The organism is Streptomyces sp. NPDC003300 (assembly GCF_040610915.1).
Taxonomy (GTDB): domain Bacteria; phylum Actinomycetota; class Actinomycetes; order Streptomycetales; family Streptomycetaceae; genus Actinacidiphila.
The window spans coordinates 211,939-236,847 of the sequence record NZ_JBEXNE010000011.1 but is presented as its reverse complement, the minus strand read 5'-3'; the positions used below and the strand labels follow the sequence as shown (position 1 = coordinate 236,847).

At 70.8% G+C, this 24,909-nt stretch carries 23 protein-coding genes; 11 read left to right on the top strand and 12 right to left on the bottom strand.

From position 1 onward, the window contains the following. Positions 1 to 77: 77 nt before the first annotated feature. From ABZX65_RS18905 to ABZX65_RS18895, 3 genes are all read left to right on the top strand, one after another. Positions 78 to 176, top strand: coding sequence for an AURKAIP1/COX24 domain-containing protein (locus tag ABZX65_RS18905; RefSeq protein ID WP_003948845.1), 99 nt, complete (start codon positions 78 to 80; stop codon positions 174 to 176). A 196-nt stretch (positions 177 to 372) separates the two neighbouring features. After that, the gene (locus ABZX65_RS18900; RefSeq protein ID WP_355340696.1) at positions 373 to 1,440 is read left to right on the top strand and encodes an NAD-dependent epimerase/dehydratase family protein; all 1,068 of its coding nucleotides are present in this window, start codon (positions 373 to 375) and stop codon (positions 1,438 to 1,440) included. Between the two features lie 26 nt (positions 1,441 to 1,466). Further along, positions 1,467 to 2,741, top strand: coding sequence for a lysophospholipid acyltransferase family protein (locus ABZX65_RS18895; protein WP_355340693.1), 1,275 nt, complete (start codon positions 1,467 to 1,469; stop codon positions 2,739 to 2,741). A 98-nt stretch (positions 2,742 to 2,839) separates the two neighbouring features. Here the strand turns inward: ABZX65_RS18895 and ABZX65_RS18890 are convergent, their stop codons facing one another. The 4 genes from ABZX65_RS18890 to ABZX65_RS18875 form a co-directional block, all read right to left on the bottom strand. Further along, positions 2,840 to 4,111 carry a DUF5667 domain-containing protein gene (locus ABZX65_RS18890; protein ID WP_355340691.1) on the bottom strand — a complete coding sequence of 424 codons (1,272 nt, stop codon included), beginning with the start codon at positions 4,109 to 4,111 and terminating at the stop codon, positions 2,840 to 2,842. A 241-nt stretch (positions 4,112 to 4,352) separates the two neighbouring features. Next, positions 4,353 to 5,177 (bottom strand): ECF subfamily RNA polymerase sigma factor, BldN family, encoded by an 825-nt coding sequence (locus ABZX65_RS18885; protein WP_355340688.1) that lies wholly within the window; start codon positions 5,175 to 5,177, stop codon positions 4,353 to 4,355. 340 nt (positions 5,178 to 5,517) lie between these two features. Beyond that, positions 5,518 to 6,531 carry an HAD-IB family hydrolase gene (locus ABZX65_RS18880; RefSeq protein WP_355340685.1) on the bottom strand — a complete coding sequence of 338 codons (1,014 nt, stop codon included), beginning with the start codon at positions 6,529 to 6,531 and terminating at the stop codon, positions 5,518 to 5,520. A 103-nt stretch (positions 6,532 to 6,634) separates the two neighbouring features. Continuing rightward, positions 6,635 to 6,901, bottom strand: coding sequence for a glutaredoxin family protein (locus ABZX65_RS18875; protein ID WP_355340682.1), 267 nt, complete (start codon positions 6,899 to 6,901; stop codon positions 6,635 to 6,637). A 196-nt stretch (positions 6,902 to 7,097) separates the two neighbouring features. On the opposite strand from ABZX65_RS18875, the gene ABZX65_RS18870 reads away from it, so the two are divergent. From ABZX65_RS18870 to ABZX65_RS18850, 5 genes are all read left to right on the top strand, one after another. Beyond that, positions 7,098 to 7,796 carry a 3'-5' exonuclease gene (locus tag ABZX65_RS18870; protein WP_355340679.1) on the top strand — a complete coding sequence of 233 codons (699 nt, stop codon included), beginning with the start codon at positions 7,098 to 7,100 and terminating at the stop codon, positions 7,794 to 7,796. Positions 7,797 to 7,927: 131 nt separating this feature from the next. Continuing rightward, on the top strand, positions 7,928 to 8,638 hold the full coding sequence (locus ABZX65_RS18865) for a redox-sensing transcriptional repressor Rex (protein ID WP_188281706.1): 711 nt from the start codon (positions 7,928 to 7,930) through the stop codon (positions 8,636 to 8,638). Beyond that, on the top strand, positions 8,635 to 9,990 hold the full coding sequence (locus tag ABZX65_RS18860; protein ID WP_355340676.1) for a glutamyl-tRNA reductase: 1,356 nt from the start codon (positions 8,635 to 8,637) through the stop codon (positions 9,988 to 9,990). Before ABZX65_RS18865 ends, ABZX65_RS18860 begins: the two co-directional genes overlap by 4 nt. Positions 9,991 to 10,335: 345 nt before the next feature. Next, positions 10,336 to 11,328, top strand: a complete 993-nt coding sequence (gene hemC, locus ABZX65_RS18855) for a hydroxymethylbilane synthase (protein WP_355340673.1) — start codon at positions 10,336 to 10,338, stop codon at positions 11,326 to 11,328. After that, complete coding sequence (locus tag ABZX65_RS18850) at positions 11,325 to 12,986, top strand: bifunctional uroporphyrinogen-III C-methyltransferase/uroporphyrinogen-III synthase (RefSeq protein ID WP_355340670.1); 1,662 nt, start codon at positions 11,325 to 11,327, stop codon at positions 12,984 to 12,986. Before hemC ends, ABZX65_RS18850 begins: the two co-directional genes overlap by 4 nt. A 92-nt stretch (positions 12,987 to 13,078) precedes the next feature. Here the strand turns inward: ABZX65_RS18850 and ABZX65_RS18845 are convergent, their stop codons facing one another. Further along, positions 13,079 to 15,307, bottom strand: a complete 2,229-nt coding sequence (locus tag ABZX65_RS18845) for an AAA family ATPase (protein ID WP_355340743.1) — start codon at positions 15,305 to 15,307, stop codon at positions 13,079 to 13,081. Positions 15,308 to 15,467: 160 nt separating this feature from the next. On the opposite strand from ABZX65_RS18845, the gene ABZX65_RS18840 reads away from it, so the two are divergent. Then, positions 15,468 to 15,617, top strand: coding sequence for a hypothetical protein (locus ABZX65_RS18840; protein ID WP_355340667.1), 150 nt, complete (start codon positions 15,468 to 15,470; stop codon positions 15,615 to 15,617). 306 nt (positions 15,618 to 15,923) lie between these two features. Then, positions 15,924 to 16,910, top strand: a complete 987-nt coding sequence (gene hemB, locus ABZX65_RS18835; protein WP_355340664.1) for a porphobilinogen synthase — start codon at positions 15,924 to 15,926, stop codon at positions 16,908 to 16,910. Positions 16,911 to 16,927: 17 nt separating this feature from the next. Here the strand turns inward: hemB and ABZX65_RS18830 are convergent, their stop codons facing one another. The 6 genes from ABZX65_RS18830 to ABZX65_RS18805 form a co-directional block, all read right to left on the bottom strand. Further along, positions 16,928 to 17,824, bottom strand: a complete 897-nt coding sequence (locus ABZX65_RS18830) for a patatin-like phospholipase family protein (protein ID WP_355340662.1) — start codon at positions 17,822 to 17,824, stop codon at positions 16,928 to 16,930. Between the two features lie 72 nt (positions 17,825 to 17,896). After that, positions 17,897 to 19,156, bottom strand: a complete 1,260-nt coding sequence (locus ABZX65_RS18825; RefSeq protein WP_355340659.1) for a hypothetical protein — start codon at positions 19,154 to 19,156, stop codon at positions 17,897 to 17,899. A 53-nt stretch (positions 19,157 to 19,209) separates the two neighbouring features. Next, complete coding sequence (locus ABZX65_RS18820; protein WP_355340656.1) at positions 19,210 to 20,409, bottom strand: fatty acid desaturase; 1,200 nt, start codon at positions 20,407 to 20,409, stop codon at positions 19,210 to 19,212. Between the two features lie 136 nt (positions 20,410 to 20,545). After that, a complete protein-coding gene (locus tag ABZX65_RS18815) occupies positions 20,546 to 21,766 on the bottom strand; it encodes an acyltransferase (protein WP_355340654.1) in 1,221 nt (406 codons plus the stop codon). Positions 21,767 to 21,845: 79 nt separating this feature from the next. Next, the gene (locus ABZX65_RS18810) at positions 21,846 to 22,145 is read right to left on the bottom strand and encodes a DUF397 domain-containing protein (protein ID WP_355340651.1); all 300 of its coding nucleotides are present in this window, start codon (positions 22,143 to 22,145) and stop codon (positions 21,846 to 21,848) included. Continuing rightward, entirely contained in the window at positions 22,145 to 22,981 is an 837-nt protein-coding gene (locus tag ABZX65_RS18805; RefSeq protein ID WP_355340648.1) for a helix-turn-helix transcriptional regulator, read from the bottom strand. Before ABZX65_RS18805 ends, ABZX65_RS18810 begins: the two co-directional genes overlap by 1 nt. Positions 22,982 to 23,095: 114 nt before the next feature. Here ABZX65_RS18805 and ABZX65_RS18800 point away from each other — a divergent pair, with 114 nt between their 5' ends. Further along, on the top strand, positions 23,096 to 23,512 hold the full coding sequence (locus tag ABZX65_RS18800; RefSeq protein WP_355340645.1) for an ATP-binding protein: 417 nt from the start codon (positions 23,096 to 23,098) through the stop codon (positions 23,510 to 23,512). 7 nt (positions 23,513 to 23,519) lie between these two features. Here ABZX65_RS18800 and ABZX65_RS18795 read toward each other — a convergent pair whose 3' ends face one another. Continuing rightward, a complete protein-coding gene (locus ABZX65_RS18795) occupies positions 23,520 to 24,329 on the bottom strand; it encodes a DUF4253 domain-containing protein (RefSeq protein ID WP_355340642.1) in 810 nt (269 codons plus the stop codon). Between the last annotated feature and the right edge of the window lie 580 nt (positions 24,330 to 24,909).

The window sequence follows — 24,909 nt, the reverse complement described above, 5'->3', positions numbered from 1 at the left end:
GGGCGGGTAGGCTTGGCCGACGTAGGTCGTGTGGGCTCGGACGCCCCGCACCGAGTGAAAACGAAGCGAGGGTAGTCGTGGGCTCTGTCATCAAGAAGCGGCGTAAGCGTATGGCCAAGAAGAAGCACCGCAAGCTGCTGAAGCGGACGCGCGTTCAGCGTCGCAACAAGAAGTAAGCGGGCTCGACGCAGTACGCCGCTCTTCCTGCCCCCTCCACCGCCCGTAGGCGGCGGAGGGGGCAGTGGCGTTTTCCGGGGCAGGTGTGACGGAGGGGGCAGCGGCGTGACGTCGGCGGCCCGCACAGCGGGCCGTCACTGCGGCGCAACAACGAACGGGTACGGTGCGTACAACCCCGTAGGAAGGCGCTGAACCGTGGGCAAGGTGGTGCTCGTCACCGGAGTCGCGCGACCGATTGGCGGCCGTTTCGTCCGCCGCGTCCTGCGGGAGCCGGAGGTCGACCGGGTGATCGCGGTCGACGCCGTACCGCCCGAGCACGATCTGGGCGCCGCGGAGTTCGTCCGCGCCGACATCCGGCAGCCCATGATCGCCAAGGTCCTCGCGCAGACGTCGGTCGACACCGTCGTGCACCTGGACGTCAGCGCCACCACCACGATGGGCTCCGGCGGCCGGACGCAGGTCAAGGAGACCAACGTCATCGGCACGATGCAGCTCCTGGGCGCCTGCCAGAAGGCCCCGACCGTACGGCGCCTGGTCGTGAAGTCCACCACCAGCGTCTATGGCGCCGCGCCGCGCGACCCGGCCGTCTTCACCGAGACGATGCCCGCCAAGTCGCTGCCGAGCGGCGGCTTCGCGAAGGACGCCGTCGAGGTCGAGGGGTACGTGCGGGGCTTCGCGCGCCGCCGCCCGGACGTCGCGGTCGCGGTGCTGCGGTTCGCGAACATCCTCGGCGCGCACGCCGACACCCCGCTCGCGGAGTTCTTCGCGCTGCCCGTGCTGCCCACCGTCCTCGGCTACGACCCCCGGTTGCAGTTCGTCCACGAGGACGACGTGAACGAGGTGCTGGTACTGGCCGCGCTCGACGCGCGGCGCGGGACCCTCAACAGCGGGACGTTCAACATCGCGGGCGACGGGGTGCTGCTGCTGTCGCAGACCGCGCGGCGGCTCGGCAAGCCGACCGTGCCGGTGCTGCTGCCCGCGGTCACCTGGATCGGGCGGACGCTGAAGGCCGCGGGCGTCACCGACTTCTCGCGCGAACAGATTCGGCTGTTGACGCACGGCAGGGTGGTGGACACCCGGCAGATGCGTGAGACGCTCGGTTTCGTGCCGGCGTACACCACGGCCGAGACGTTCGCCGACTTCGCGCGCAGCCGCGGGCCCGGGCTGCTGCCGCCGGACCGGATGGCGCGCGCCGTCGACCGGCTCGCCGCGGCGGCGCTGGCGCCCGACGCCGCGGACGCCACCGACGCCGACCACGCGTGACCGCACCAGGCAGAAGGAGTCGAACCATGGCAGACGCCAAGGTGATCCCGTTCGGCGACGATTCGCGGGCGCGGCGTACGGGCTCGGGTTCCGGCTCGGGTCCGGGGTCCGGCTCGGGTTCCGGCCGGTCGCGCGGCGGCCGGTCCGCGGGCGCCAGGAAGAAGGACGGCGCCGGGTCGTCAGGCGCGGGCGGGCCGGGCACGCAGCCGCTGGCGGCGGTGCCCGAGGTGCCGGAGCCCCAGGAGACGGCCGAGGCGGGCTCAGAGCCGGGCGGTACGGGCGCCGCGGTCCCCGCGCAGGGAAGCGGCGGCGGGACCGAAGCGGAATCCGCCACGGGGGCGCGTACGGGTTCCGGTTCCGGGTCCGCCTCAGGGTCCGGGTCCGGTTCCGGTTCCGCCGCGGGGGACGAGGGGCCGGGGCTGGCCGCCGCGCTCGGCGGGGTCGCCGACCGGCTGCTCGGCGGGGACTGGGAGCGGAAGGTCGCCTCCGGCCTGTCGTTCCTGCGGCGCCGGGTCACCGGCGAGTACGAGGTCGACGAATTCGGCTACGACGCCGAGTTGACCGAGCAGGTGCTGATGTCGGTGCTGCGGCCGTTCTTCGACACGTACTTCCGGGTCGAGGTGAAGGGCATCGAGAACATCCCCGCCGAGGGCGGGGCGCTGGTGGTCTCCAACCACTCCGGGACGCTGCCGGTCGACGGCCTCATGACGCAGGTCGCCGTGCACGACCACCACCCGGCGGGACGGCACTTGCGGCTGCTCGCCGCCGACCTGGTCTTCATGCTGCCGGTGGTCAACGAATTCGCCCGCAAGGCCGGGCACACGCTGGCGTGCGCGGAGGACGCCGAGGTCTTGCTGGAGCGCGGTGAGGTCGTCGGGGTCATGCCGGAGGGCTTCAAGGGGCTCGGCAAGCCGTTCTCGGAGCGGTACAAGCTCCAGCGGTTCGGGCGCGGCGGATTCGTCGCGACGGCGCTGAAGACGAAGGTGCCGATCATTCCGTGCTCGGTGGTCGGCGCCGAGGAGATCTATCCGATGGTCGGCAACTCCCGCACCCTCGCGCGCGTGCTCGGAGTCCCGTACTTCCCCCTCACCCCCACCTTCCCCTGGCTGGGGCCGCTCGGACTCGTCCCCCTCCCCACCAAGTGGACGATCCAGTTCGGCGAGCCCATCCTCACCGACGCCTACCCGCCCGAGGCGGCGGAGGACCCCATGCTCGTCTTCAACCTGACCGACCAGGTCCGCGAGACGATCCAGCACACCCTGTACAAGCTGCTGGTGGACAGGCGGTCCGTCTTCTTCTGAGGGCGGCCCCGCCACGCGGCGGGCGGTGTTCTTCTGAACGTGAAAGGGCGGCCGGTTCTCCTCGCGGGGAGCCGGCCGCCCTTGTGCGTGCGGTGGTGCTAGTCGTTCGAGTCGTCCACGCCGAGGCCGAGGCCGGGGAGGAGACCGGGCAGGAGCGGGGGGAGGGTGACGGAGTGGGGCGGGGTGGCGGAGGTGGACGGGGTGTCCGTGGCGCCGTTGCCGCTGCCGGGAGTGCTGTTCGGCGGGGGCGGGAGCAGCGGGCCGCCGATCAGGCCCTCGTGCTGCGGGGTGGTGGGCGACACCGACGGGTTGCCGCTCGGCGCCTGCCCGGACTTGCTGTCCCCGGACGCGGGCGCGGACGGCGTGCCGGAGCCGGAGCCCGTACCGCTGCCCGTACCGTCGTCGCTTCCGCCGCCGGAACGCCGGTGGCCCCGGGAGCCGGAGGAACTGTCGTCCTTCGGCTTGGGGAGCACGGATTCGAGCGGCTTGACGTCATCGTCTATGGCGGCGAAGACCGACGAGACCTGGTCGGAGACATCGGTGAGCTGGCTGGGCAGCTTGCCCCGCATCTCGGTCCAGCCCTGCCGGTGCGACGCGGCGAAGGTGTTGAGCAGCGCCATCGGCTGGAGCGAGCCGTCCTTCGCGTACGCCTGGGTGAGCAGCCGGTGTCCCTCGGCGGCCTCCTGCCGCATGCCGGACAGCGCCTTGCGCACATCGCCGACGGACTCGTCGTCGAGCTGTCCGCCGCGCTGCCGGTCCATGAGCCGCCGGGCCTCCTGCATGCGCGTGGAGGCCATGTCGAGGTAGACCTTGCCGCGGGAGGCGTCACTGCCCGCCATGTCGAGCTTCAGGTCCTCCATGCCCCGCTTGAGGCCGTAGAGGGTGTCACCTGGCAGCGCGTTCGTACTGGCCGCCGCGACTCCGCCGAAGGCACCGGCGGCGACGCCGACGGACAGGCCGCCGACCGCGAGCCGCCGGGACAGCCGGGAGCGCGGGGTGAGCTTGCGCAGCCGGTGGGCCCCGTGTCCGCCGGTGCCCTCCGAGCGCTGCTCGGGAACCCGGCCGGTGACCTCGAAACTGCCGTCGGCGATGGCCTGTTCCATCGCGGCGATGAGCTGCGCGCGCTGGACGGTCTTCTTCTCGGCGTCCAGTACGGGCGCCGGCCGGTCGCCGATGGCCGCGGCGAGCGACAGCAGCGAGTCCTGTTCGGGATCCGCGTGCCGGGCCGCGGCATGGCTGCCGTGCTGCCCGCTCGCCGGTCCGGCACCGCCGCCACCGCGCTCGCCGGTGGTCTCGTCGAGGACAGCAGCGTCCTCAAGGGCCTGGGCGAAGGCGTTCGCCCGGCGGTGTGCCGTTGCCTGTCCGATCACGGGCGGCACCTCCTCTCGTCATCCACACTCGACTCCCCATGCCGCCCGGAAGGTTGCGTTCCCGGCTGCCGTCCACCCGATCGAGTGAACAGCAACAGGCAGCGCGCGGCACAGATATGTCTGCATGTGATGCAACGAGTGCCGGGCCAGTTGGGTTACGCAGGTCTGATGATCGGGTCGGCTCTGATGATCGGACTGATAGGCCGAATGACGGCCTGCCGGGGTACGGGACAACGCGGACTCACCGGGCGTCTTCCGGTAGCAGCCTGGCCAGGGTGCGGACCGCCCGGTACTGGAGGGTCTTGATCGCCCCCTCGTTCTTGCCCATGATGCGGGCGGTCTCGGCCACCGAGAGACCTTGGAGAAACCGCAGCGTCACGCACTCCTGCTGCTGCGGATTGAGCTTGCGCACGGCCTGGAGCAGCGCCTCGTTCGACAGCGACTCCAGAACGGAGTCCTCGGGGCTGCGCTCGACCTCGTTCGCGTCGAGCATTTCACCGGTGGTCACTTCCAACCGGAACCGGCTCGATTTGAAGTGGTCGGCGACCAGATTGCGGGCGATCGTGACCAGCCACGCGCCGAAGTCACGGCCCTGCCAGGTGAAGGTACCGATTCTGCGCAGGGCGCGCAGGAACGTCTCACTCGTCAGATCCTCGGCCGTGGCTTTGCTGCCGACGCGGTAATAGATGTAGCGGTAGACGGTGTCGGAGTAGTGGTCGTAGAGCCGTCCGAAGGCTTCGGTCTCGCCTTCCTGGGCCCTTTCGACCAGGTCCATCATCCGGCCGCTGTCGGTGTCGGAGGCCGGGCGGCGGGCGGTGGTCGTGGCGGTCGACTGACCGCCGCCGGAGCCGTTGCCCGCGCCGGTGGTGCTGGTGGAGCTGCTGCGGGTGCGTCTGCCTGCGGCTGTGCTGACTTCGGCCAGCGCGTAAGCGTGGCCGGGGACGGTGGGACCGGACGTGGCGAAGGCGGGCGCGGCGTACGTGGGGACTGTGCGCATCAGGCGGTCAACCACCAGTGCGCGCAACGCAGCCAGGCCAGAGGTGTCAACCCCGTCGTGTGGGTACACGGGACTCCCAGAGGCAGAACTTCCATCACGTGCAGTACGGGACCGTTCACTCGTCGTGGCGACGTGTGGGTACCGGAATGCGTCTGAGGAGAATAACGCTTCGTACAGGCGACGCTACACCGAGTTGCTCAAATCGCCGTTTCCGCCACTTCCTAAGCGGAATGGTGATCGAGCAATTATCGAACAGGCGCCCTTAGTTGACCACTTCTGCTCGTGAAATGGTCGCGGAGAGAGCGTGTTGTGGTCGTGTTCACGCGTGTCGCTCCCGCCACTTCGGACGCCCCGCGGCGCGGCGGATCCGCGGCGTCACGGGGGTCACAGGCGTCCCGTGACGGCTGCGTCAGGAGTGCCGGCGGCGGCTGATCGCGACGGCGGCCAGGGCGCCGCCCGCCACCGCGCCCATCCCGGCCGCGGCGGGGATGCCGATCTTGGCGGCCTTGCGCCCGGTGCGGTAGTCGCGCAGCCGCCAGCCCTCGGCGCGGGCGTGCTTGCGCAGCCTGCTGTCGGGGTTGATGGCGTAGGGGTGGCCGACCAGGGACAGTATCGGGATGTCGTTGGAGGAGTCGCTGTACGCGGCGCACAGCGACAGGTCCAGGTCCTCGGCGGCGGCCAGGGCGCGTACGGCCTCGGCTTTCGCGGGTCCGTGCAGCGGCTCGCCGACCAGGTGCCCGGTGTAGACGCCGTCGATCGACTCGGCGACCGTGCCGAGCGCGCCGGTCAGGCCGAGGCGGCGGGCGATGATCGTGGCGGTCTCGACGGGTGCGGCGGTCACCAGCCAGACGCGCTGCCCGGCGTCCAGGTGGGCCTGGGCGAGCGCGCGGGTGCCGGGCCAGATCTTGCCCGCCATGTACTCGTCGTAGATCTCCTCGCCGATGGACATCAGTTCCTCGACGCGGTGCCCCTTGATGATGGACAGCGCGCTCTCGCGCACGTCCCGCATGTGCTCGGGGTCCTCGTTGCCCGCCATACGGAAGTACGTCTGCTGCCAGGCGAAGCGCAGCAGGTCGCGGGTGTCGAAGAACTTCCGCTTGTACAGGCCGCGGCCGAAGTGGAATATCGCGGCGCCCTGCATCACGGTGTTGTCGAGGTCGAAGAAGGCCGCCGCGCGGGGCTGGTCGTGGGCCGGGAACTCAGGTTCCGCGGGCTCGTCCGGCTTCCCCGTCCTGGCGGATTTCGCGGACGCCGCGGATCTCGCGGACGTGACGGTTTCCTCCGGCCCGGCGGAAACCGCGTCCCGCGGCCGGGTCTTGGTGGCCAGGGCGGTCTCCGCGGCCAGTGCCGCGGCCTCGCCTGCCAGCACACTGCGCTCGGTGCCGGCCTGCCTACGGGGGGTGAGCCATCTGCGTGCGGCCATACCGCGAGCATAACCACCCGGCGCGTCAAGCCCTGTTCGCGCACGATGCGGGGGCGTGAACGCCGCACGACCGGACAGTGACCGGCTGCGGGTCCCGGCCGGGTCAGCCCGCGGTGAGCGCCGCGCGCAGCCGCTTCTCGTCCACACGCCAGAACGTGTGCTGTTCGCCGTCGATGAGGACGACGGGGATCTGCTCCCAGTACCGCGCGTACAGCGCCTCGTCCCGGGTGATGTCCCGTTCCTCCACGGCCGCGCCGGTCTCGCCCGCCACCTTCTCGATCACGGTGCGCGCGTCGTCGCACAGATGGCAGCCGGGCTTGCCGATGAGCGTGACCGTGCGCACGGCCGCCGCGGTGTCGTCGTTCGTCATACGGGCCATTGTGCGCCGGACGGTCCGGGCCCCCGTACGGCGCCGGGTCGCACCACCTGTCACCCGTGACCCTCCGTGCGGCCGTACTGCACCTGTGTCACAGGCGATATGCGGGCGTTACTCGCACTCGCGCACATTCGATTACGATCGAGGTCGTTTTGTACGGCCGGGGGCGATGCGTGAGGAGTGTGACCGCGTGCTCTCGGCTCCGAGCCAGGCTTCGGCGTACGGCTTTGCCGTGGTCGACGTCGAGGCGACCGGTTCGTCGTCGCGGCGGCACCGGGTGGTGGAGCTGGCGGTCGTACTGCTGGACAAGGACCTGACTCCGCAGGGCGAGTTCACGACGCTCGTCGATCCGCACGGTCCGGTCGGCCCGACGCACATCCACGGCATCGAGGGCGGCGACCTCGGCGGGGCGCCCTCGTTCGACGGCATCGCGGCCCGGCTGCTGAGTCTGCTGCGCGGCCGGGTGCTCGTGGGGCACAACGTGGGGTGCGACCGCTCGTTCCTGGCCGCCGAGTACGCCCGCGTCGGGGTGCGGCTGCCGTCTATACCAGAACTTTGCACGATGCGGATGGCCGCCGCCCGCTTGCCCGTTCCGCACGGACTGTCACTGCGCGACTGCGCCGAGGCAGCGGGCGTCACGGAGTGGCACGCGCACACCGCGCTGGGTGACGCCCGTGCGACGGCTGAGCTGTTCTCGCACTACGTTCGGGGTGCGGAATCGGTCGAATTTGCGGAATCCGCCGTTCTGGACGAGCGGCTGGCGCAGGCCGCCGCGGTGGAATGGCCGCAGGCCACTGGCCTACCGGGGGTCGTTGACGCACTCTGGAAGCGCCGCAGCAACGATTCCGCACGGCGAATGGTGCCCAATGTCCGTAATGGGAGCGCGTGATGCCGGTCACGTCCGCCGGGCAAATCGGACACCATCTTTGTGCACGCGTTCACAAAGACATAGCCTGCTGTCCACGGGGCGGCCCCAAAGACCGTGGTCGTCTTCAGCCCAGCTCTACCCGCAGGAGCACCGTGGCAACTGGCCGATCTCACCGACCGGCGACCCGCAGCCGAGGGATTCCCGAGGCCACCGTCGCCAGACTTCCGCTGTACCTGCGGGCACTGACAGCACTCTCCGAGCGCTCGGTGCCCACCGTGTCGTCGGAGGAACTCGCCGCCGCCGCCGGGGTCAACTCGGCCAAGCTGCGCAAGGACTTCTCCTACCTCGGCTCCTACGGGACCCGTGGCGTGGGCTACGACGTCGAGTACCTCGTCTACCAGATCAGCCGTGAGCTGGGCCTCACGCAGGACTGGCCGGTCGTCATCGTCGGTATCGGCAACCTCGGCGCCGCGCTCGCCAACTACGGCGGGTTCGCCTCCCGCGGCTTCCGGGTCGCCGCGCTGCTGGACGCCGACCCCGCCCTCGCGGGCCGTCTGGTCGCCGGGCTCCCGGTCCGCCACATCGACGAGCTGGAGTCGATCGTCGACGACAACCAGGTGTCGATCGGCGTCATCGCCACGCCCGCCGGCGCCGCCCAGGAGGTCACCGACCGCCTCGTGGCCGCCGGTGTGACCTCGATCCTCAACTTCGCGCCGACCGTGCTGACCGTTCCGGACGGCGTCGACGTACGCAAGGTCGACCTCTCCATCGAGCTGCAGATCCTCGCCTTCCACGAGCAGCGCAAGGCGGGCGAGGACCGCCAGGACCCGGACGGTGACGTACCCGCCGTGATGCCCGCATGAGCGTTCTCGTCGTCGGACTCAGCCACCGCAGCGCACCCGTGAGCGTCCTGGAAAGGGCCGCGCTCACCGGGGACGCCCGCGCCAAGCTGCTCCAGGACGCGCTCGCCGCGGAGCCCGCGGCCGAGGCGGTGGTGCTCTCGACGTGCAACCGCATCGAGCTGTACGCGGACGTCGACAAGTTCCACGCCGGGGTCGCCGAACTGTCCACGCTCCTCGCCCAGCACAGCGGCGTCGGCCTCGAAGAGCTGACCCCGCACCTGTACGTGCACTACGAGGACCGGGCCGTCCACCACCTGCTCTCCGTGGCCTGCGGGCTGGACTCCATGGTCGTCGGCGAGGGCCAGATCCTCGGCCAGATCAAGGACGCGCTGGCCGCGGGGCAGGAGCTGCACACCGCGGGGCGGCTGCTCAACGACCTGTTCCAGCAGGCCCTGCGGGTCGGCAAGCGCGCCCACTCCGAGACCGGGATAGACCGGGCGGGCCAGTCCCTGGTCACCTTCGGCCTGGACCAGCTCGCCGTGACGACGGGACCGCTCGCCGGCCGCCGCGCCCTCGTCGTCGGCGCGGGCTCCATGTCCTCCCTGGCCGCCGCCACGCTCGCGCGCGCGGGTGTGCGCGAGCTGGCCATCGCCAACCGCACGGTCGACCGGGCCGAGCGCCTCGCGGCGACCCTGGCCTCCGACAACGGCGCTCTCGACAGCCGCGCGATCACCATGTCCGAGGTGTCCGCCGCGCTGCGCACCGCCGACGTCGTGGTGTCCTGCACCGGCGCGACCGGCCTGGTGCTGAGCGCGGACGACCTGCGCGCCGCCCTCGCCGAGCGCCCGGCGGGCACCGACCTCGCCGTGCTTGACCTCGCCATGCCGCGCGACATCGACTCGGCCGCGCACGCCCTGCTCGGCGTGCACCTGGTCGACATAGAGTCGCTGGCCGCCGCGTCCGCCGACGCGCCCATGGCCGCCGACGTCGACGCCGTGCGCGGCATCGTCTCCGAAGAGGTCGCCGCCTTCGGCGCGGCTCAGCGTGCCGCTCGCATCACGCCCACCGTGGTGGCGCTGCGCGCCATGGCCGCCGACGTCGTGGCGGGTGAACTTTCCCGCCTCGAAGGTAGGCTGCCCGATCTGGACGACAAGCAGCGCGCCGAGATCACCCAGACGGTGCGCCGCGTCGTCGACAAGCTCCTGCACGCGCCCACCGTGCGGGTCAAGCAGCTCGCGGGCGAACCGGGCGGCGCGGGCTACGCCGACGCCCTGCGCGAGCTCTTCGACCTCGACCCGCAGGCCGTAGCCGCCGTCCGCTCCGCGCCGACCCGCACCACCCTGGGCGTCCCAGAACCGAATCGAGGCCGCTGAATGAACGAGACGGGTGCCCCGCACGAGCCCGGGGCTGTGTCTGATCTGGGGCTGCCGCCGGGTGGGCGCGAGGTGTCTGAGGCGGTGCCGGACGCGGCTGGACGTGCCCCGCAGGGGCGCGGGCCTGTGTCTGATGTGCGGCTGCCGCCGGGTGGGCGCGAGGTGTCTGAGGCGGTGCCGGACGCGGCTGGACGTGCCCCGCAGGGGCGCGGGGAACTGCGCGGCCGGCCGGTGACGGCCGGTGGTCCGGGAACAACCGGCAGTGCCCCGCTGGACCCGGCGCAGACGAGCGGCGCCGCCGCGGCTGAGGCCGCGGTGCCCCACGCCCCCGAGGGGGCACCCTCCGTGCGCGAGGAAGCCGTCGAGGGGGCACCCTCCTCGCACGGGGCGCAGCCCCTTCGGCTGGGGACCCGGCGGAGCAAGCTGGCGATGGCGCAGTCGGGCATGGTCGCCGCCCAGGTGACGGAACTGACCGGCCGCCCGGTCGAGTTGGTCGAGATCACCACGTACGGCGACGTCTCGCGCGAGAATCTGGCCCAGATCGGCGGCACCGGCGTCTTCGTGTCGGCCCTGAGGGACGCCCTCCTGGCCGGCGAGATCGACTTCGCGGTGCACAGCCTCAAAGACCTGCCCACCGCGGCGGCGGACGGCCTGACGCTCGCGGCGATCCCGGTACGGGAGGACCCGCGGGACGCACTCGTGGCCCGCGACGGCCTGACGTTCGAGACGCTGCCCGACGGAGCGCGGGTCGGCACGGGCTCCCCGCGACGGATGGCGCAGCTCAACGCGTGGGCACGGTCACACGGCAGGGCCGTGGAGACGGTGCCGATCCGTGGCAATGTTGACACCCGCATCGGGTACGTTACTTCCGGCACGCTCGACGCGGTCGTACTGGCCGCCGCCGGGCTGAACCGTATCGGCAGGCTCGCGGAGGCGAGCGAGCTGATCGCTGCCGACGCCGTACTGCCCGCTCCCGGCCAGGGAGCGTTGGCGGTCGAATGCGCCGCCTCCAACCAGGAGTTGGCCGCACAGCTCGCCGAGCTCGACGACCCGTTCACCCGGGTCGCCGTGACCGCCGAGCGATCCCTGCTCGCCGCCCTCGAAGCCGGCTGCTCCGCCCCTGTGGGCGCGCTCGCCGACCTCGTGGCCGACGGGCAGACTACCGAGCTGCGCCTGCGCGGTGTCGTCGGCACGACCGACGGCGCCTCACTGGTGCAGATGTCCATCACCGGCCCCGTACCGGCGTCCGACGACGAAGCGCGTGCCCTCGGGCGCGAGTTGGCCGTCGAGATGCTCGCCAAGGGTGCGGCCGGTCTTATGGGGGAGCGCGCACTTTGAACCCCGCCGCCGTCGCTGCAACGACGAACACCGCCGGGACCGCCGGTTCCAACCGACCTTCTTCCGGCCACGTCACCTTCCTCGGTGCCGGGCCCGGAGACCCCGGGCTGCTGACCTTGCGCGCTGTGGAGGCGCTGGCCCGTGCCGACCTGCTGGTCGGCGACGCGCCGGTGCTCGACGTGGTCCGCACGCACGCCCGCGCGGACGTGGGCACGGCCCAACCCGCCGCAGACGGCGAGGTGTTGGACATCTCCGCTGTCTCGGCTGCTGCCACCCAGCTTGTCATGGCGTCCGCGCGGACCGGAAAGCGGGTCGTCCGTGCGGTCGCGGGCGACCCCGGCCTCGACTCGTCCGCGGCCGAGGAGATGCTGGCCTGTGCCCACGCGGGCATCCCCTTCGAGGTCGTGCCCGGCGTGGCCGCCGCCGTCGGCGTACCCGCCTACGCGGGCGTGCACTTGAGCAGTGACGTGCGCTTCGTGGACGCGGCCACCGCCGGCGACCGCTGTTGGAACGAGGTGGGCGCGAGCGACGCGACGCTGGTGGTCTCCACCACGCTCCAGACCGTCGCGATCGCCACCGCGGAACTCATCGCCGCCGGACGCAAGCCCGACACCCCGCTGTCGGTGACCGTCGCCGGGACCACCACCCGGCAGCGCACCTGGACCGCGACGCTGGCCACCATCGCCGCGGAGCTGAAGGCGACCAAGGCGTTGCCGACGCCCGAGGGACCGATCGCCGCGATAGCCGTCGTCGGCGAACGCACCGCCCAGCGCCAGCACTTGTCGTGGTTCGAGACCAAGCCGCTGTTCGGCTGGCGGGTCCTGGTGCCGCGCACGAAGGAGCAGGCGGCGTCGCTGTCCGACCAACTCCGCTCGTACGGCGCCGTGCCGCACGAGGTGCCGACCATCGCGGTCGAACCGCCGCGCACCCCGCAGCAGATGGAGCGGGCCGTCAAGGGCCTGGTCACCGGACGCTACGAGTGGATCGCCTTCACGTCGGTGAACGCCGTCAAGGCGGTGCGCGAGAAGTTCGAGGAGTACGGGCTCGACGCGCGGGCCTTCGCCGGTATCAAGGTCGCCGCGGTCGGCGAGCAGACCGCCCAGTCGCTGGTGGAGTTCGGCGTCAAGCCGGACCTGGTGCCCAGCGGCGAGCAGTCCGCGGCCGGGCTGCTGGAGGACTGGCCGCCGTACGACCCGGTCTTCGACCCGATCGACCGCGTCTTCCTGCCGCGCGCCGACATCGCCACCGAGACGCTGGTGGCCGGACTGGTCGAGCTGGGCTGGGAGGTGGACGACGTGACGGCCTACCGGACCGTGCGCGCCTCGCCGCCGCCCGCCGACACCCGTGAGGCCATCAAGGGCGGCGGATTCGACGCGGTGCTGTTCACCTCGTCCTCGACCGTGCGCAATCTCGTCGGCATCGCGGGCAAGCCGCACAATGTCACCGTGATCGCCTGCATCGGGCCCGCCACCGCCAAGACGGCGGAGGAGCACGGGCTGCGGGTGGACGTCATGTCGCCCGAGCCGTCCGTGCTCGCCCTCGCGCAGGCCCTCGCCGACTTCGGTACGGCCCGCCGGGTCGCGGCCGAGGAGGCGGGCGACCCGGTGACCCGTCCCAGCGAGCGCCGTCCCGGCTCGCGCAGAAGGGCCCGCGTCTAGGGCCCGGATCTGAGGCCCGCGTCCAGAGCCCAGACCCAGGGCCCGGACCCAGGGCCCGCGTCGAGGACCTGGTGGGCCGCACGGGCCCACGACTACCGCAGCGCCGGGGGCAGTTGCTCCCGGTGGACGACGCCCAGGCGCTGCGTGGCGCGGGTGAGCGCCACATACAGGTCGCTCGATCCGAACCGGGCGGGCTCCACGACCAGCACATGGTCGAACTCCAGGCCCTTGGCCTGGCGCGGGGCCAGCAGCACCAACGGCCGGGTCAGGTCGGGCGCTTCGCCCGCCGTGACACCGTCCAGCGCGGCGGCGATCTCCTCGTGCAGCTCGCGCGGCGCGATCACCGCCAGGCGGCCCTGCCCCGGCAGCGGCGTCAGCTCCGCGGCGGCCTTGGCGACCGTCCCCGCCAGGTCCCCGCCCGCGTCCCGCGTCCACGGCCGCTCGCCGGTCGACCGCACCGACACCGGCAGGACGTACCGCGGGTCCTGCGCCCGTACGACCCTGGCCGCCAGCTCCATGATCTCGGCGGGCGTACGGTAGTTGACCTTCAGCGTGACGTGCTCGAAGCGGTCCCCGACGTACGGCCGCAGGATGTTCTCCCACGAGCCGACGCCCGCCGCCTCCGACGTCTGCGCCGGGTCGCCGACCAGCGTCAGCGAACGCGTCGGGGTGCGGCGCATCAGCAGCCGCCACGCCATCGGCGACAGGTCCTGCGCCTCGTCCACGATGATGTGCCCGAACGCCCAGGTGCGGTCGGCGGCGGCGCGTTCGGCCGCGCTGCGGTGGTCGTCCTCCTCGTGCCGCTCCGCCATCCGCTCGGCGTCGATGATGTCGTGCGCGGCCAGGACCTCGGACTCCTCGTCCTCGAACTCGTACGACTCCGAGCCCCGCGACAGCTCCAGCACGCCCTGCGCGTAGGCGATCCGCTCCTGCCGTACGGCCTCCTCGGCCGCCAGCCGGGCGCTGTCGTCCACGCCGAGGAGTTCGGCGGCCTCGTCCAGCAGGGGGACGTCCGCGGGCGTCCACGGGGCGTCGAGGGGGTTGTCGGGGCGCGGGCGCCGGATCGCGTCGGCGTCCTCGGCGGGCAGGTACACCGGCGCGGCCAGATAGTCGGCCAGGAACGCCTCGGGGGTCAGCGGCGGCCACAACTCGTCGACGGCGGCGTGGACCTCCTTGCTCGCCGCGATGGCCCGGCCGAGCAGCGCGATGTCGTCGGGCCCGAGGAAGTTGGGCCCGCCGTACGGGTCGGCGCCGATCCGCTCGGCGAGCTGAGCGGTCAGCGCGTCGATCACGCGGAAGACGAAGTGCGGGCGGCCGAGGTTGTGCGGCAGCAGTGTGTCGCGGGCCGCCTGCCGGGCCTCGTACGCGATCTCCCAGTCGAGGATGAGGTCGCCGTCGTCGTGCCGGATGATCAACGGGGCGCCGGGCTCGGGCAGTTGCTGCCGGTCGCGGACGGCCGTCGCCAGCGCTTCGGCCATCTCCTCGCCGCCCTTGACGGCGGCGGCGCGCGGCGTGTCGGTGCCGGTGGCGTGGACGCCGGGGAAGAGCTCGGCCTGGGTGGCGAGCAGGACGCCGGTCTCGCCGAGCGCGGGCAGCACCTCTTCGATGTAGCGCAGGAACGCCGGATTGGGGCCGACGATCAACACCGCGCGCTTGGAGAGCAGTTCGCGCTGCTCGTACAGCAGGAAGGCGGCCCGGTGCAGGGCGACGGCGGTCTTGCCGGTGCCGGGGCCGCCCTCCACGACCAGGACGCCCCGGTGCGGGGCGCGGATGATGGTGTCCTGCTCGGCCTGGATGGTCCGCACGATGTCGCCCATCCGGCCGGTGCGCGCGGAGTTGAGCGCCGCGAGCAGCACGCTGTCGCCGTTGGGGTCCTCGAAGCCGGTGCGTTCGCCGTCGGCCAGGTCCAGGATCTCGTCGTGCAGCTCGGTGACGGTGCGGCCCTCGCTGGCGATGTGGCGGCGGCGCCGCAGGCCCATCGGGGTGTGCCCGGTGGCGAGGTAGAAGGGGCGGGCGACGGGCGCGCGCCAGTCGATGAGCAGCGGCGTACGGTCGGCGTCGTCCTCGCGGATGCCGATCCGGCCGATGTGGTGCGTGGCGCCGTCGGAGCGGTCGACGCGGCCGAAGCACAGCGAACCGTCGACCGCGTTCAGCGCCGCGAGCAGGCCGGAGCGCTCCGCGACCCGGATGTCGCGTTCGAGCCGCGCCTGGAGGCCGGTGCCGACCGGCGTCAGCGCGTCCTCGACGCCCTGCGCCGCGACACCGCGCAGCGCGTCGACCCGCGCGTGGACGCGGTCGATGAATTCCTGCTCTTCCCGCAATTCGACGCTTTCCCGATTTGACAAAACGGCTCCCCGTCGGATATGGTTGTTCTTGTTGGCCCCGTGATCGGGGCCTTTCCTATGTGCGCTGAATGCGCGCAGAAGAAACCAATATACGCGTGGCGATCCCCGGTCGGCAATTGCCCACCGGGGATTTCTCGTGCCCCGCGGCCCGTACCCGGTCGTCCTCTGCTCGCCCGGCGCGGGCGACCCGCGCTCGATGGGCACCACGCTCTACGACGACCTCGCCTCGCCCGGCTACGACCGCCCCTCGCACCGCTGCCCGGAGGCGCGCTTCTTCTCCGGGTGAGCCCGGCCCGCATCGGCAAGGCGCATTCACCAGGCCGCGACACCCCCTGGGCCGCGACGCCGATGGCCCGTCGGCAACGCCCGAATTTCCGGTGGGCGCCTTTCCGCGGATACGGCGGCGGCCGACGAATTGCGCGGCGCGGAAGCGAACGGATCTTCTTCTCCTCCGCATTGCCGCGGGCCTTTGCGGAGCCGACTGGGCGTCGGGAAAAGCACACCGGGAGCGGGCGTACCGTGGGAGAGAGCCCTCGATCGTGAGGGTGCCTCGATCTCCACGGGTTCGGACCCACGGGAAGGCGGCGCAGCCATGAGCAGCCGGTACGGCGAGTTTCCGGGCGCGCGCCCGCGACGTCTGCGGACGACCCCGGCGATGCGCCGCATGGTCGCCGAGACCCGGCTGTCCCCGGCGGAGCTGATCCTGCCGATGTTCGTCCGCGAGGGCATCAGCGCGCCGCAGGAGATCTCCTCCATGCCCGGCGTCGTCCAGCACACCCGCGACTCGCTGCGCAAGGCGGCGGCGGAAGCGGCGGCGGCCGGGGTAGGCGGCATCATGCTCTTCGGTGTGCCCGAGGTGAAGGACGCGGTCGGCAGCCAGGGCACCGAGCCCGACGGCATCCTCCAACTCGGCATCCGCGACGTCGTGTCCGAGGTCGGCGACGCGCTCGTGGTGATGTCCGACCTGTGTCTGGACGAGTACACCGACCACGGTCACTGCGGCGTGCTCGACGCCGAGGGCCGCGTCGACAACGACGCCACGCTGGAGCGCTACGCCGAGATGGCCCAGGTCCAGGCCGACGCGGGCGTCCACGTGGTCGGCCCCTCCGGCATGATGGACGGTCAGGTCGGCGTCGTACGCGACGCGTTGGACGAGATCGGCAAGCAGGACGTGGCGATCCTCGCGTACACCGCGAAGTACGCCTCCGCCTTCTACGGCCCCTTCCGCGAGGCCGTCAACTCCTCGCTCAAGGGCGACCGCAAGACGTATCAGCAGGACCCGGCCAACCTCCGTGAGGCGATGCGCGAGCTGGCGCTGGACCTGGAGGAGGGCGCCGACATGGTCATGGTCAAGCCCGCGCTGCCCTACCTGGACGTGCTGCGCCGCGTCGCCGACGAGGTGAACGTGCCCGTCGCCGCGTACCAGATCTCCGGTGAGTACGCGATGGTCGAGGCCGCCGCCGCGAACGGCTGGATCGACCGCGACCGCGCGATCATGGAGACGCTGACGTCCATCCGCCGGGCGGGCGCGAACATGATCCTCACGTACTGGGCGACCGAGGCCGCCCAGCGGCTCTAGGGCCCGCCGGACAGGCCCTAGCCCGCCCCTGCCTCCGAGAAGTCCTCGAACTCGCAGTCGGACAGCGCCGCCAGGGCGTCGGCGTACCCCAACTCCTCGGCCCGCAGCAGCCGTTTGCGGTCGGTCTCCGTCCGGCTGGTCAGGACGTCCGGGTCGGACGGGGTGACGCGGTGGATCGGGACGGACCCGAACGAGCCCTGGACCATGATCTGTTCGGAGACCCGCGCCAGCGGGTTGTAGGCGAGCATCAGGCCGCGCACCGGGGCGGATATGCCGGGCGCGGTACGGATGACCAGCGCCTCCTTGCCGCTGAGGTGGTGGCCGAGCGAGCCCGCGCCGACCGTGGAGACGGCGATGACGGCGCTCGGATTGCGCGCCAGCGCGCGCAGCAGCGGCAGCGGGTCGGAGATGCCGCCGTCCACGTACGTCTGGGACCGCAGCCGGACCCGCCGGTGGTAGAGCACCGGGATGGCCATGGTGGCCCGCAGCACCTCGAAGAGTTCGGCGTCCGAGGTGCACCGGCCGAGGTCGAAGTACTCGGCGATGGACGTGACCGCGTTGGTGACGGCGACCTCGAAGGTCAGCGCGTGCTTGGTCAGGCTGGCCACCGAGAGCCCGGTCTGCTCGCGGATGACGGAGACGAGCAGGTCGACGTCGACCATCTTCGTCACGCGCCTGCTGTCGATGAAGTTCCGGCCGCTGAGGTCGTCCAGGAACGTCTTCACCAGCCCGGTGAGGTCCGGCGCGTCGTCGGCCCGCGCCTGCCCGGCGAGCACCGCCCCGGCCACGCACCCGGCGCTGGAGGAGTGCACGGAACCCACCTTGCTGTGGATGCCGAGGTCGACCATGCCGCGGACGACCCCCAGCGCGTAGATGGACCGCATCGCGCCACCTTGAACAGCGACCGAAAGCATCGGGGGCTCCTTGACTACGGTGAGTACGGTGATCGCGGGGATGGCGACCACGGCCAGCGGCTACGGCTACGGCTACGGCTTGATGAGCTTGATGACCTGGACGGCGATGGCGACCGTCGGCGCGAGGACGGACAACGCGCCCGCGAACAGCAGGCCGTTTCGGATCGGCATGGACGGCAACTTCTGTACGTCGCGCAGGCGTTGCAGCGCCACCAGGTAGCGCACCCCGGCGGACGGATCGGTCGAGTCGGGGTCCGGCATGGCGGCGATGATCTGGTCGATCTGCTCCTTGCGGTCGACCCGCACCTGCCGCCTGATGTGCGTCATCGAGCCGATGAACACATAGAGCACCATGCCCACGAAAGCCGCCAGGCACAACAGCGTCGGATAGGTGCCGATGGCCGGCTGGAGGAAGAAGAACATGGCGAAGGACGTCGCGAAGGTGCAGGTGAGTCCCCCCTGGAGGTTGGACACCGCCTGCCGCAGCTTCGCCCAGCCGTAGAAGTTGTCGGGGTTGAGCGGGTTGGTGCCGAATTTGTACTCGTTCTTCAACTGCTTGAGGAATTTGACGTAGTGGATGCCGACGACGCCCTCCGCGTACGCCATGTACATCCCGACCGTGCCCATGAAGATCCACACCACGCCGCCGAAGGTGACCGGCGCGGCCCGCCCCCACCACTGGTCGTACAGCGCGTCGGAGCCCAGGAAGTGGAAGAGGTGGCCCTGGAGGCGGAGGTTGATGCCGGTGACGACGGCGACGATGCCGAGCAGCACCAGCCAGGAGTATTTGCCGTGCTTGGCGTATTTGGCGTTGAGGTCGTCCACGGCCGACTTCAGGTGGGCGCGCGCCTGGTCGTCGCAGCGGATGCAGCCGGACTTGTCCAGGCTCTCGTGGAGGGTCTGGAGGCTGCGGAAGATGCCGTAGACCAGCGGGACGGACCAGGCGATCGAGAAGGTCAGGATGCAGGAGGGGTAGTCGCGCAGGAACGGTACGGCGTTCGCGTCCGGGTCCGCGCTCTCGCGCCGCGACAGGAACGACCACACGTCCGAGAGCACGCTGAGGTCCCAGTGCGGCCGGTAGAACGAGTTCATGATCAGCGCCGACCAGGACACGAGCAGGCAGGCGAGGAGCACCGCCCAGATCGCGACGACGTACGGCGACCGCTCGTCCTCGGGGCTGCCGGCGGGGCCCGGCGTCACGGACCGCTTCTTCAGCAGCCGCGAGACGAGGATCGGCTCGACGAGGAAGGGCTTGATGTTCAGCGCTTCGGAGGTGATCGGGACGGGCGTGGGAGGCGGGCCAGGGGGCGGGACCGGGGTCGGCCCCCCCACGCCTCCGGCGCCCCCGGCGGTCGGCGCGGGAATCGGTCCGGTGGTCGGTGCGGTCACAGTTTCCCCCCGTGTCCAGCGGTGTCCTGCGGTGCCGGGTTCTGTCCTGCGGAGTTCTTTCCCGCGCAGTTCTGTCCCGTGCCGCTCTGTCCCGTGCCGCTCTCCGGCACGGAAAGCGCCCGGATGAGCCGGCCGTGCGATTTCACGGCCGCCCACATCGACGGATGCGTCCGTACTGCCATTTCGGTTCCGGCGAGCAGGGCGACGAGCCGTTCCGTCGCCGCCGGGAGTTCGGGAAAGGTCAGCGTGGGCGCGAGGTGATGGACGCAGTGATACGTCGTGCCGCCGCTGAGCCAGTACCAGAATCCCCGGCCGCCGCCCACGTCGGTGGACCGGGAGAGCTGAGCGGAAAGCGATTCCGTTCCGTCGACGGAAGGACCGTATTCGGCCAGATCCGTATTGTGCTGCACCTGGGTGATCAGCGAGACGAAGGTCCCGGATATCAAGTGGAACAGCAGATACGTCAGCAGTGCCCGGCGCGTCGGCAGCACCAGGAAGACCGGAATCCAGACAACGGCGTGCGGCAGGTACTTGTCGGCCAGCAGAAACCACGGCCAGCCGCGCCCCCGGGGCCCGACCACCCGCCGGACGACCGCCTGCCGTGTCGTCCACAGCTCGCTCGGCTTGAGCATGTTCAGCGTGGAGAACGGCAGCAGCAGCCACATGTAGAGGTGCTGCGCGCGGTGCAGGGCGTGCCACGGCTGCTCGGCGGTCACCCGCCCGAACCAGCTGAACTGGATGTCCGGGTCGAACGCCGGATTTCCCACGTACCGGTGGTGCAACCGCACGTGCTTGTGAAACCACCAGCGCGGCCCGAGGCCGATCGCCGCCGACCCCGCACGCAGTACGGCTTCCGACCTCCACCGGCCGCCGCGCACATTTCCGTGCACCGCGTCGTGGAACCAGGACCCGACCATGGAAACGGACGCCAGTGCGAAAAGCGTGATTCCGCCGAACCACGCGATACCGCCGGGCGAGACGAACGGCGACCGTGCGAAGGCGAGTACCAGAACGTATCCGGCGGACATGAGCGCGACCCGTACCGCGAAGTCCACGGCATAACGGGAAGCGGGCGGTCTGGCCCTTCGGGATAACTCCGACTGCCGAAATCCGCGCAGAAGGTGATCGGACGCAGGCGGGCCCGATTCGAGCGGGGGAGTGGAGGCTAATGGACCTGAGGAGATACGGCTCTGCATTGGTGCTCTCCGGTGCCTGTACGCCCCGAAAGCGGCGGACGATTGGCAGACCGTAGCACCGCCGGTAACCGGCGGTGCGCGGTTTCGTCCAAGGCGATACGCGGAGATACGCCCGAGTCCGGTGGGTTTTCTGGTGCTACCCGGCGGTCGCTTCCGAGTCGGGCCCGGTTGTCGGCGCGGGGACCGGCTTGGCCGGTTTGGCCGGCTTCTTGGGCAGCAGCCAGTTCTTCAGCGCCTTGGCCAGGGGCGTCTCCACGTATGTGTGGACGAGCCAGGCCGCCAGCAGCATCACGGCGACCAGCGCCGGAACCAGGATGCGGGCCGGGAGCACCCCGTGCGTGTGCCGGATGATCTCCCACCCGATGTCTTCGTGCAGCAGATACAACGGATACGTCATGGCACCGGCGACCGTCAGCCAGCGCCAGTTGAAGAAGTTCAGCTTCCCGAGCGCGGCGCCCAGGACGAGACCGTAGAAGATGCTCACGACGGCCAGCGACCACCACCACGACAGATTGGTGTGGGTGGACGCCTCGGCGCTGGCCACCAGATCCGTGAGCTGGTTCTGTGCCATCAGCCAGGACGCCCCCAGCAGCAGCCACAGTATGGGCGTGGGCCCCACCCGGTGCATCAGGTAGATCACGATGCCGCTGACGAAGAAGGCCGCGTACTGGGGAACGATCATCAACTGCAGCAGATCGATCCCCGACTGCGGCGCGATTCCGGCCAGCAGCAGCCAGACGATGCAGAAGGTGACCACTCGCCTGTAGGTCAGCCCCATCATCGCCACGACCATGAACAGCAGGTAGAACCGCAGCTCCACCCAGAGCGACCAGTACACGCCGTCCACGTCCTGCGCGCCCAGCAGCTCCTGGAACATCGTGACATTCGTCAGCACGTCGCTCGCGGCAAGGGTCGTTCCCCCCGGCCGCGTCACCAGCACCGTCGTGGTCACCGCGATGGCGAACCAGTACGCCGGATAGAGCCGGACGAACCGCGACACGGCGAACTGCTTCGGCGTCCGCCCCCAGCACGACATGCAGATGACGAACCCGCTGATCAGGAAGAACAGCTCGACGCCCAGCCATCCGTACCCGGCCACCTCGTGGACGCCGGGGAAGACCGCGCGCGAGGATTTCCCCCACGGGGACTCGAACCAGTCGTCGAAGCCCATGTAGTGGTAGGCGACCACCATGAGCGCGGCTATCAGCCGCAGACCGTCCAGCACGTACAGCCGCTTCTTCGGCTGCGGTGCCCCGCTCCCGGCCTTGCCTCCGGCGGCGGGCTCAGGGACCGGTGCGAGGTCGGGCAGCGGCGCGGAGCCGGTGGGGGCGGCATCTCCGCGAACAACGGTGCTCATAGGTGGGGTGTCCTAGAGGTGAACTGAGGCGAATTGGGGATTCCGCCCACCTTACCCCCGGGTAATTTTTAGGAATGTCCTAAAGAAGTGGCGTTTTATCGGTCATATCGGAACCCGGCGCCGCCGTGGCGGTGGCGGTGGCGGTCGCGGCGAAGGTGGCGAAGGCCGCCCATGCGGCCGGGGTGAACGTGAGGCTCGGACCCTGGGGGTCCTTGGAGTCCCGCACGTGCACGGCGGCCGGGTGAGCCGCGACCTCGATGCACTCGCCGCCTTCACTTCCGCTGTAGCTGGACTTACGCCACGCGTAGGCGATCTCGACGCAGTTCCCGCCGTCACTTCCGCTGTAGCTGGACTTGAACCACTTCAGTGGGGCGCTCATTACTCTCCTAGCAGCCGGTCCAACAGGCCCTTCGTTTCCTCGGAGTTGAGGGCCTGAGTACGCAGCATCGCATATTTGCGAGCCAGGATGCTGACCTCGTTTGGGTCGTGAACGAGCTGGCTGCCGCGCTGGGTTTCAGCGTAGGCGAGGTGCTCGTGGTGTGGCGTCTCGATCAGGACGAATGGGCCGTCGAGGGAGGCGTGCGTGGTTCGGCCGAGCGGCATGATCTGGAGGGCGACGCCTGGAATGTCCGCTGAGTCGCGTAGATGCCGGAGTTGGTTCCGGTAGACCTCGTCGCCGCCAAGCCGGTCATGCAGGACGGGCTCCCAGATGATGAAGCTCGCGGACGGCGGGTCCTTGCGCTGGAGGATGTCCTGCCGGTCCACGCGACCTGCTACCTGCAACTCGATCTCGTCCTCACCGAGTACGGGAACTCGGCTGCGGAAAACCGCTCGGGCGTATTCCTCGGTCTGGAGGAGTCCGGGCAGTACCTGGTTCGCGTAGAAACACAGGGTCACCGCCTCGCGCTCGTAGTCCATGTACTCGGCTGCCCACTCCGGGAACACGTCTACCTCTGGGAGGTGCGCCACCGCGACCTCCAAGGCGCCCTTCGTTTCGAGGAGGCGATCCAGCTCTTGGGCCAGGGTGGGCACGAGCGGACGCCGTCCCTGCTCTATTGACGCGAGCTTGCTCTCGCTGACGATGATGAGCGTGGCCAACTCCGCCTGCGTGTAACCCGCCGCGATGCGGAACAGGGCTAAGAGTGCGCCCACGGACTGGAACGCGGACTTGTTCTTCTTCTGCTTCGGCGACTGCTGCCGTTTGCGTGGTGGCATACGACCGTAACTACCCCACTTCCACCCGACCCGTATCGGCCGTTACCCGTACACGCGACATGTACGAGTAACAGGTCTAGTACACCCCGAACACGCTGCGCGACGCTGAGCTTCATGAACGAAGACGTCCAGCACCTGGACCGCCGGGAGCGGTTCTACCGTCGGGAACGGCGCTCGGTCCCCGCCGCGCGGGAGTTCGCGCGGGAAGCCCTCACCGCGTGGGGGTTCGAGAGCCGGGAGGACGAAGTCCTCCTGTGTGTGAGCGAGTTGGCGACCAACGCGCTGCTGCACGGCGTGCCCCCGGGGCGCGGCTTCCTCTTACTGCTGCGCCGCGACCTCGGCACCACCTTGCGGGTCGAGGTGCACGACAGCGGCGGCGGCCGTCCGCACCTGGCCGACCGGCCGGGGCGTGAGCGCGATCAGGAGGAGTCCGGGCGCGGGCTCGTCCTGGTCGACGCGCTGGCCGACAAGTGGGACGTGGGGGAGCGGAACCCCGGCAAGATCGTGTGGTGCGAGTTCGCCGCCCGCTGACCGGGCGTCAGTCCCACCAGAAGGACCACGTGTGGACGTCGAGGACGGCCTTCTCCGCGTACTCGCGCAGCGTCTCGTAGGTGCCCTGGTCGATGTTGTCCGGGCAGAAGGCGTAGTGCTCGGCGGCGACGGCCTCGGCTTCTTCCTGGGTGCTCGGGGGCGCGGCGACGGAGACGGTGAGGCGGTCGAAGGCGAGGGCGATGACGCGTATGCCGAACCGGTCCTCCCACGAGCGGAGCACGGCGCACAGACGGGCGGGGTCGCTCTCGTAGTTGAGCGGGCCGCTCCAGCCGATCGCTGCGGGTATGTCGGCGCTGCGGCGGGCGTGGACCAGGGCCGCGCGCGGATTCTCCAGCCAGCCGGAGCCGACCATGTCGGCGGTGACCTCGGCGGCCAGGTCGTCGGGGTCGTCCACGGCCTTCGCGGCGGGGGCCAGGCCCGGCCACGCCGCGCCGTACGGCGCGAGGACGTCGTCCTCCTCGACGTCCTCGGCGTCCTCCTCGATCAGGGCCGCCCAGAACTCGGCGAGCACTTCCTCGGCGTCGTGGTCCCCGGCGTACGACGCGTGGTCGGGCATCAACTGCCAGTCCACCGGGCCTTTCGAGTACGGCGCGCTCGCCTCTATCAGCAGCGGTTGCAGGCCCGCCGCCCGCGCGGGCAGCAGGCTCGCCCACGCGCCGTCCGCCGCGGGGCCGTCCGCCATCCACAGCAGCGGCTCGTGCCAGCGGCCCTCGAACGTCGTGTCGACCAATGTGCCCGCGGGCAGCCGCAGGTCCAACTCCGCGAGTCGCGGCAGGGGGTTAGGAAGCATCGCCATGCGCCCGACTCTAGGGGCGACCACTGACAGCCGGACAGCCGTGCGTCCCGGACCGTGGGGACGGGATCCGGGACGTACGGTGCGGCCCTGCGGGCCGGGCTTTCCCGGCGGTCAGGCGCCGGGCCCCGGCCCGGCTCCGCGGGGCCTCGTCAGAGGACCGGGCCCGTGCTGTGGCGGTCGGGATACCAGTCCCAGCCGTCCGCGCAGTACCAGACGCCGTGGTGCCGGTAGCACTCGTCGGCCATCGCCGAGGGCCGCCCCTGTCGTGCGGGTCCGGCGGCCGAGGCCGGGCCTGACACAGAGGCGAGCAAAAGTATTGCCAGCGCCGTGATCGCAGCCGTCCGACCGAGCAACTTCCGCATGCTCAAACTCCTGTTGACCTGGGGGACAGGGACGCCTGATCCCTACCACCCCGGCCTCCTCCCCTACGCGCATATGCCACCTTTCCCCCAAGTAGCCCCACGGTGCCCTTGCGCAGGGCCATGCTTTTAGGGGCGCGGCCCCTGTGCCCTCCCCTTGCGCAGGAGGTTGCCCACCGGGGGCGCGGGGAACTGCGCGCTCAGCCCGCGCGGTGGTGCGC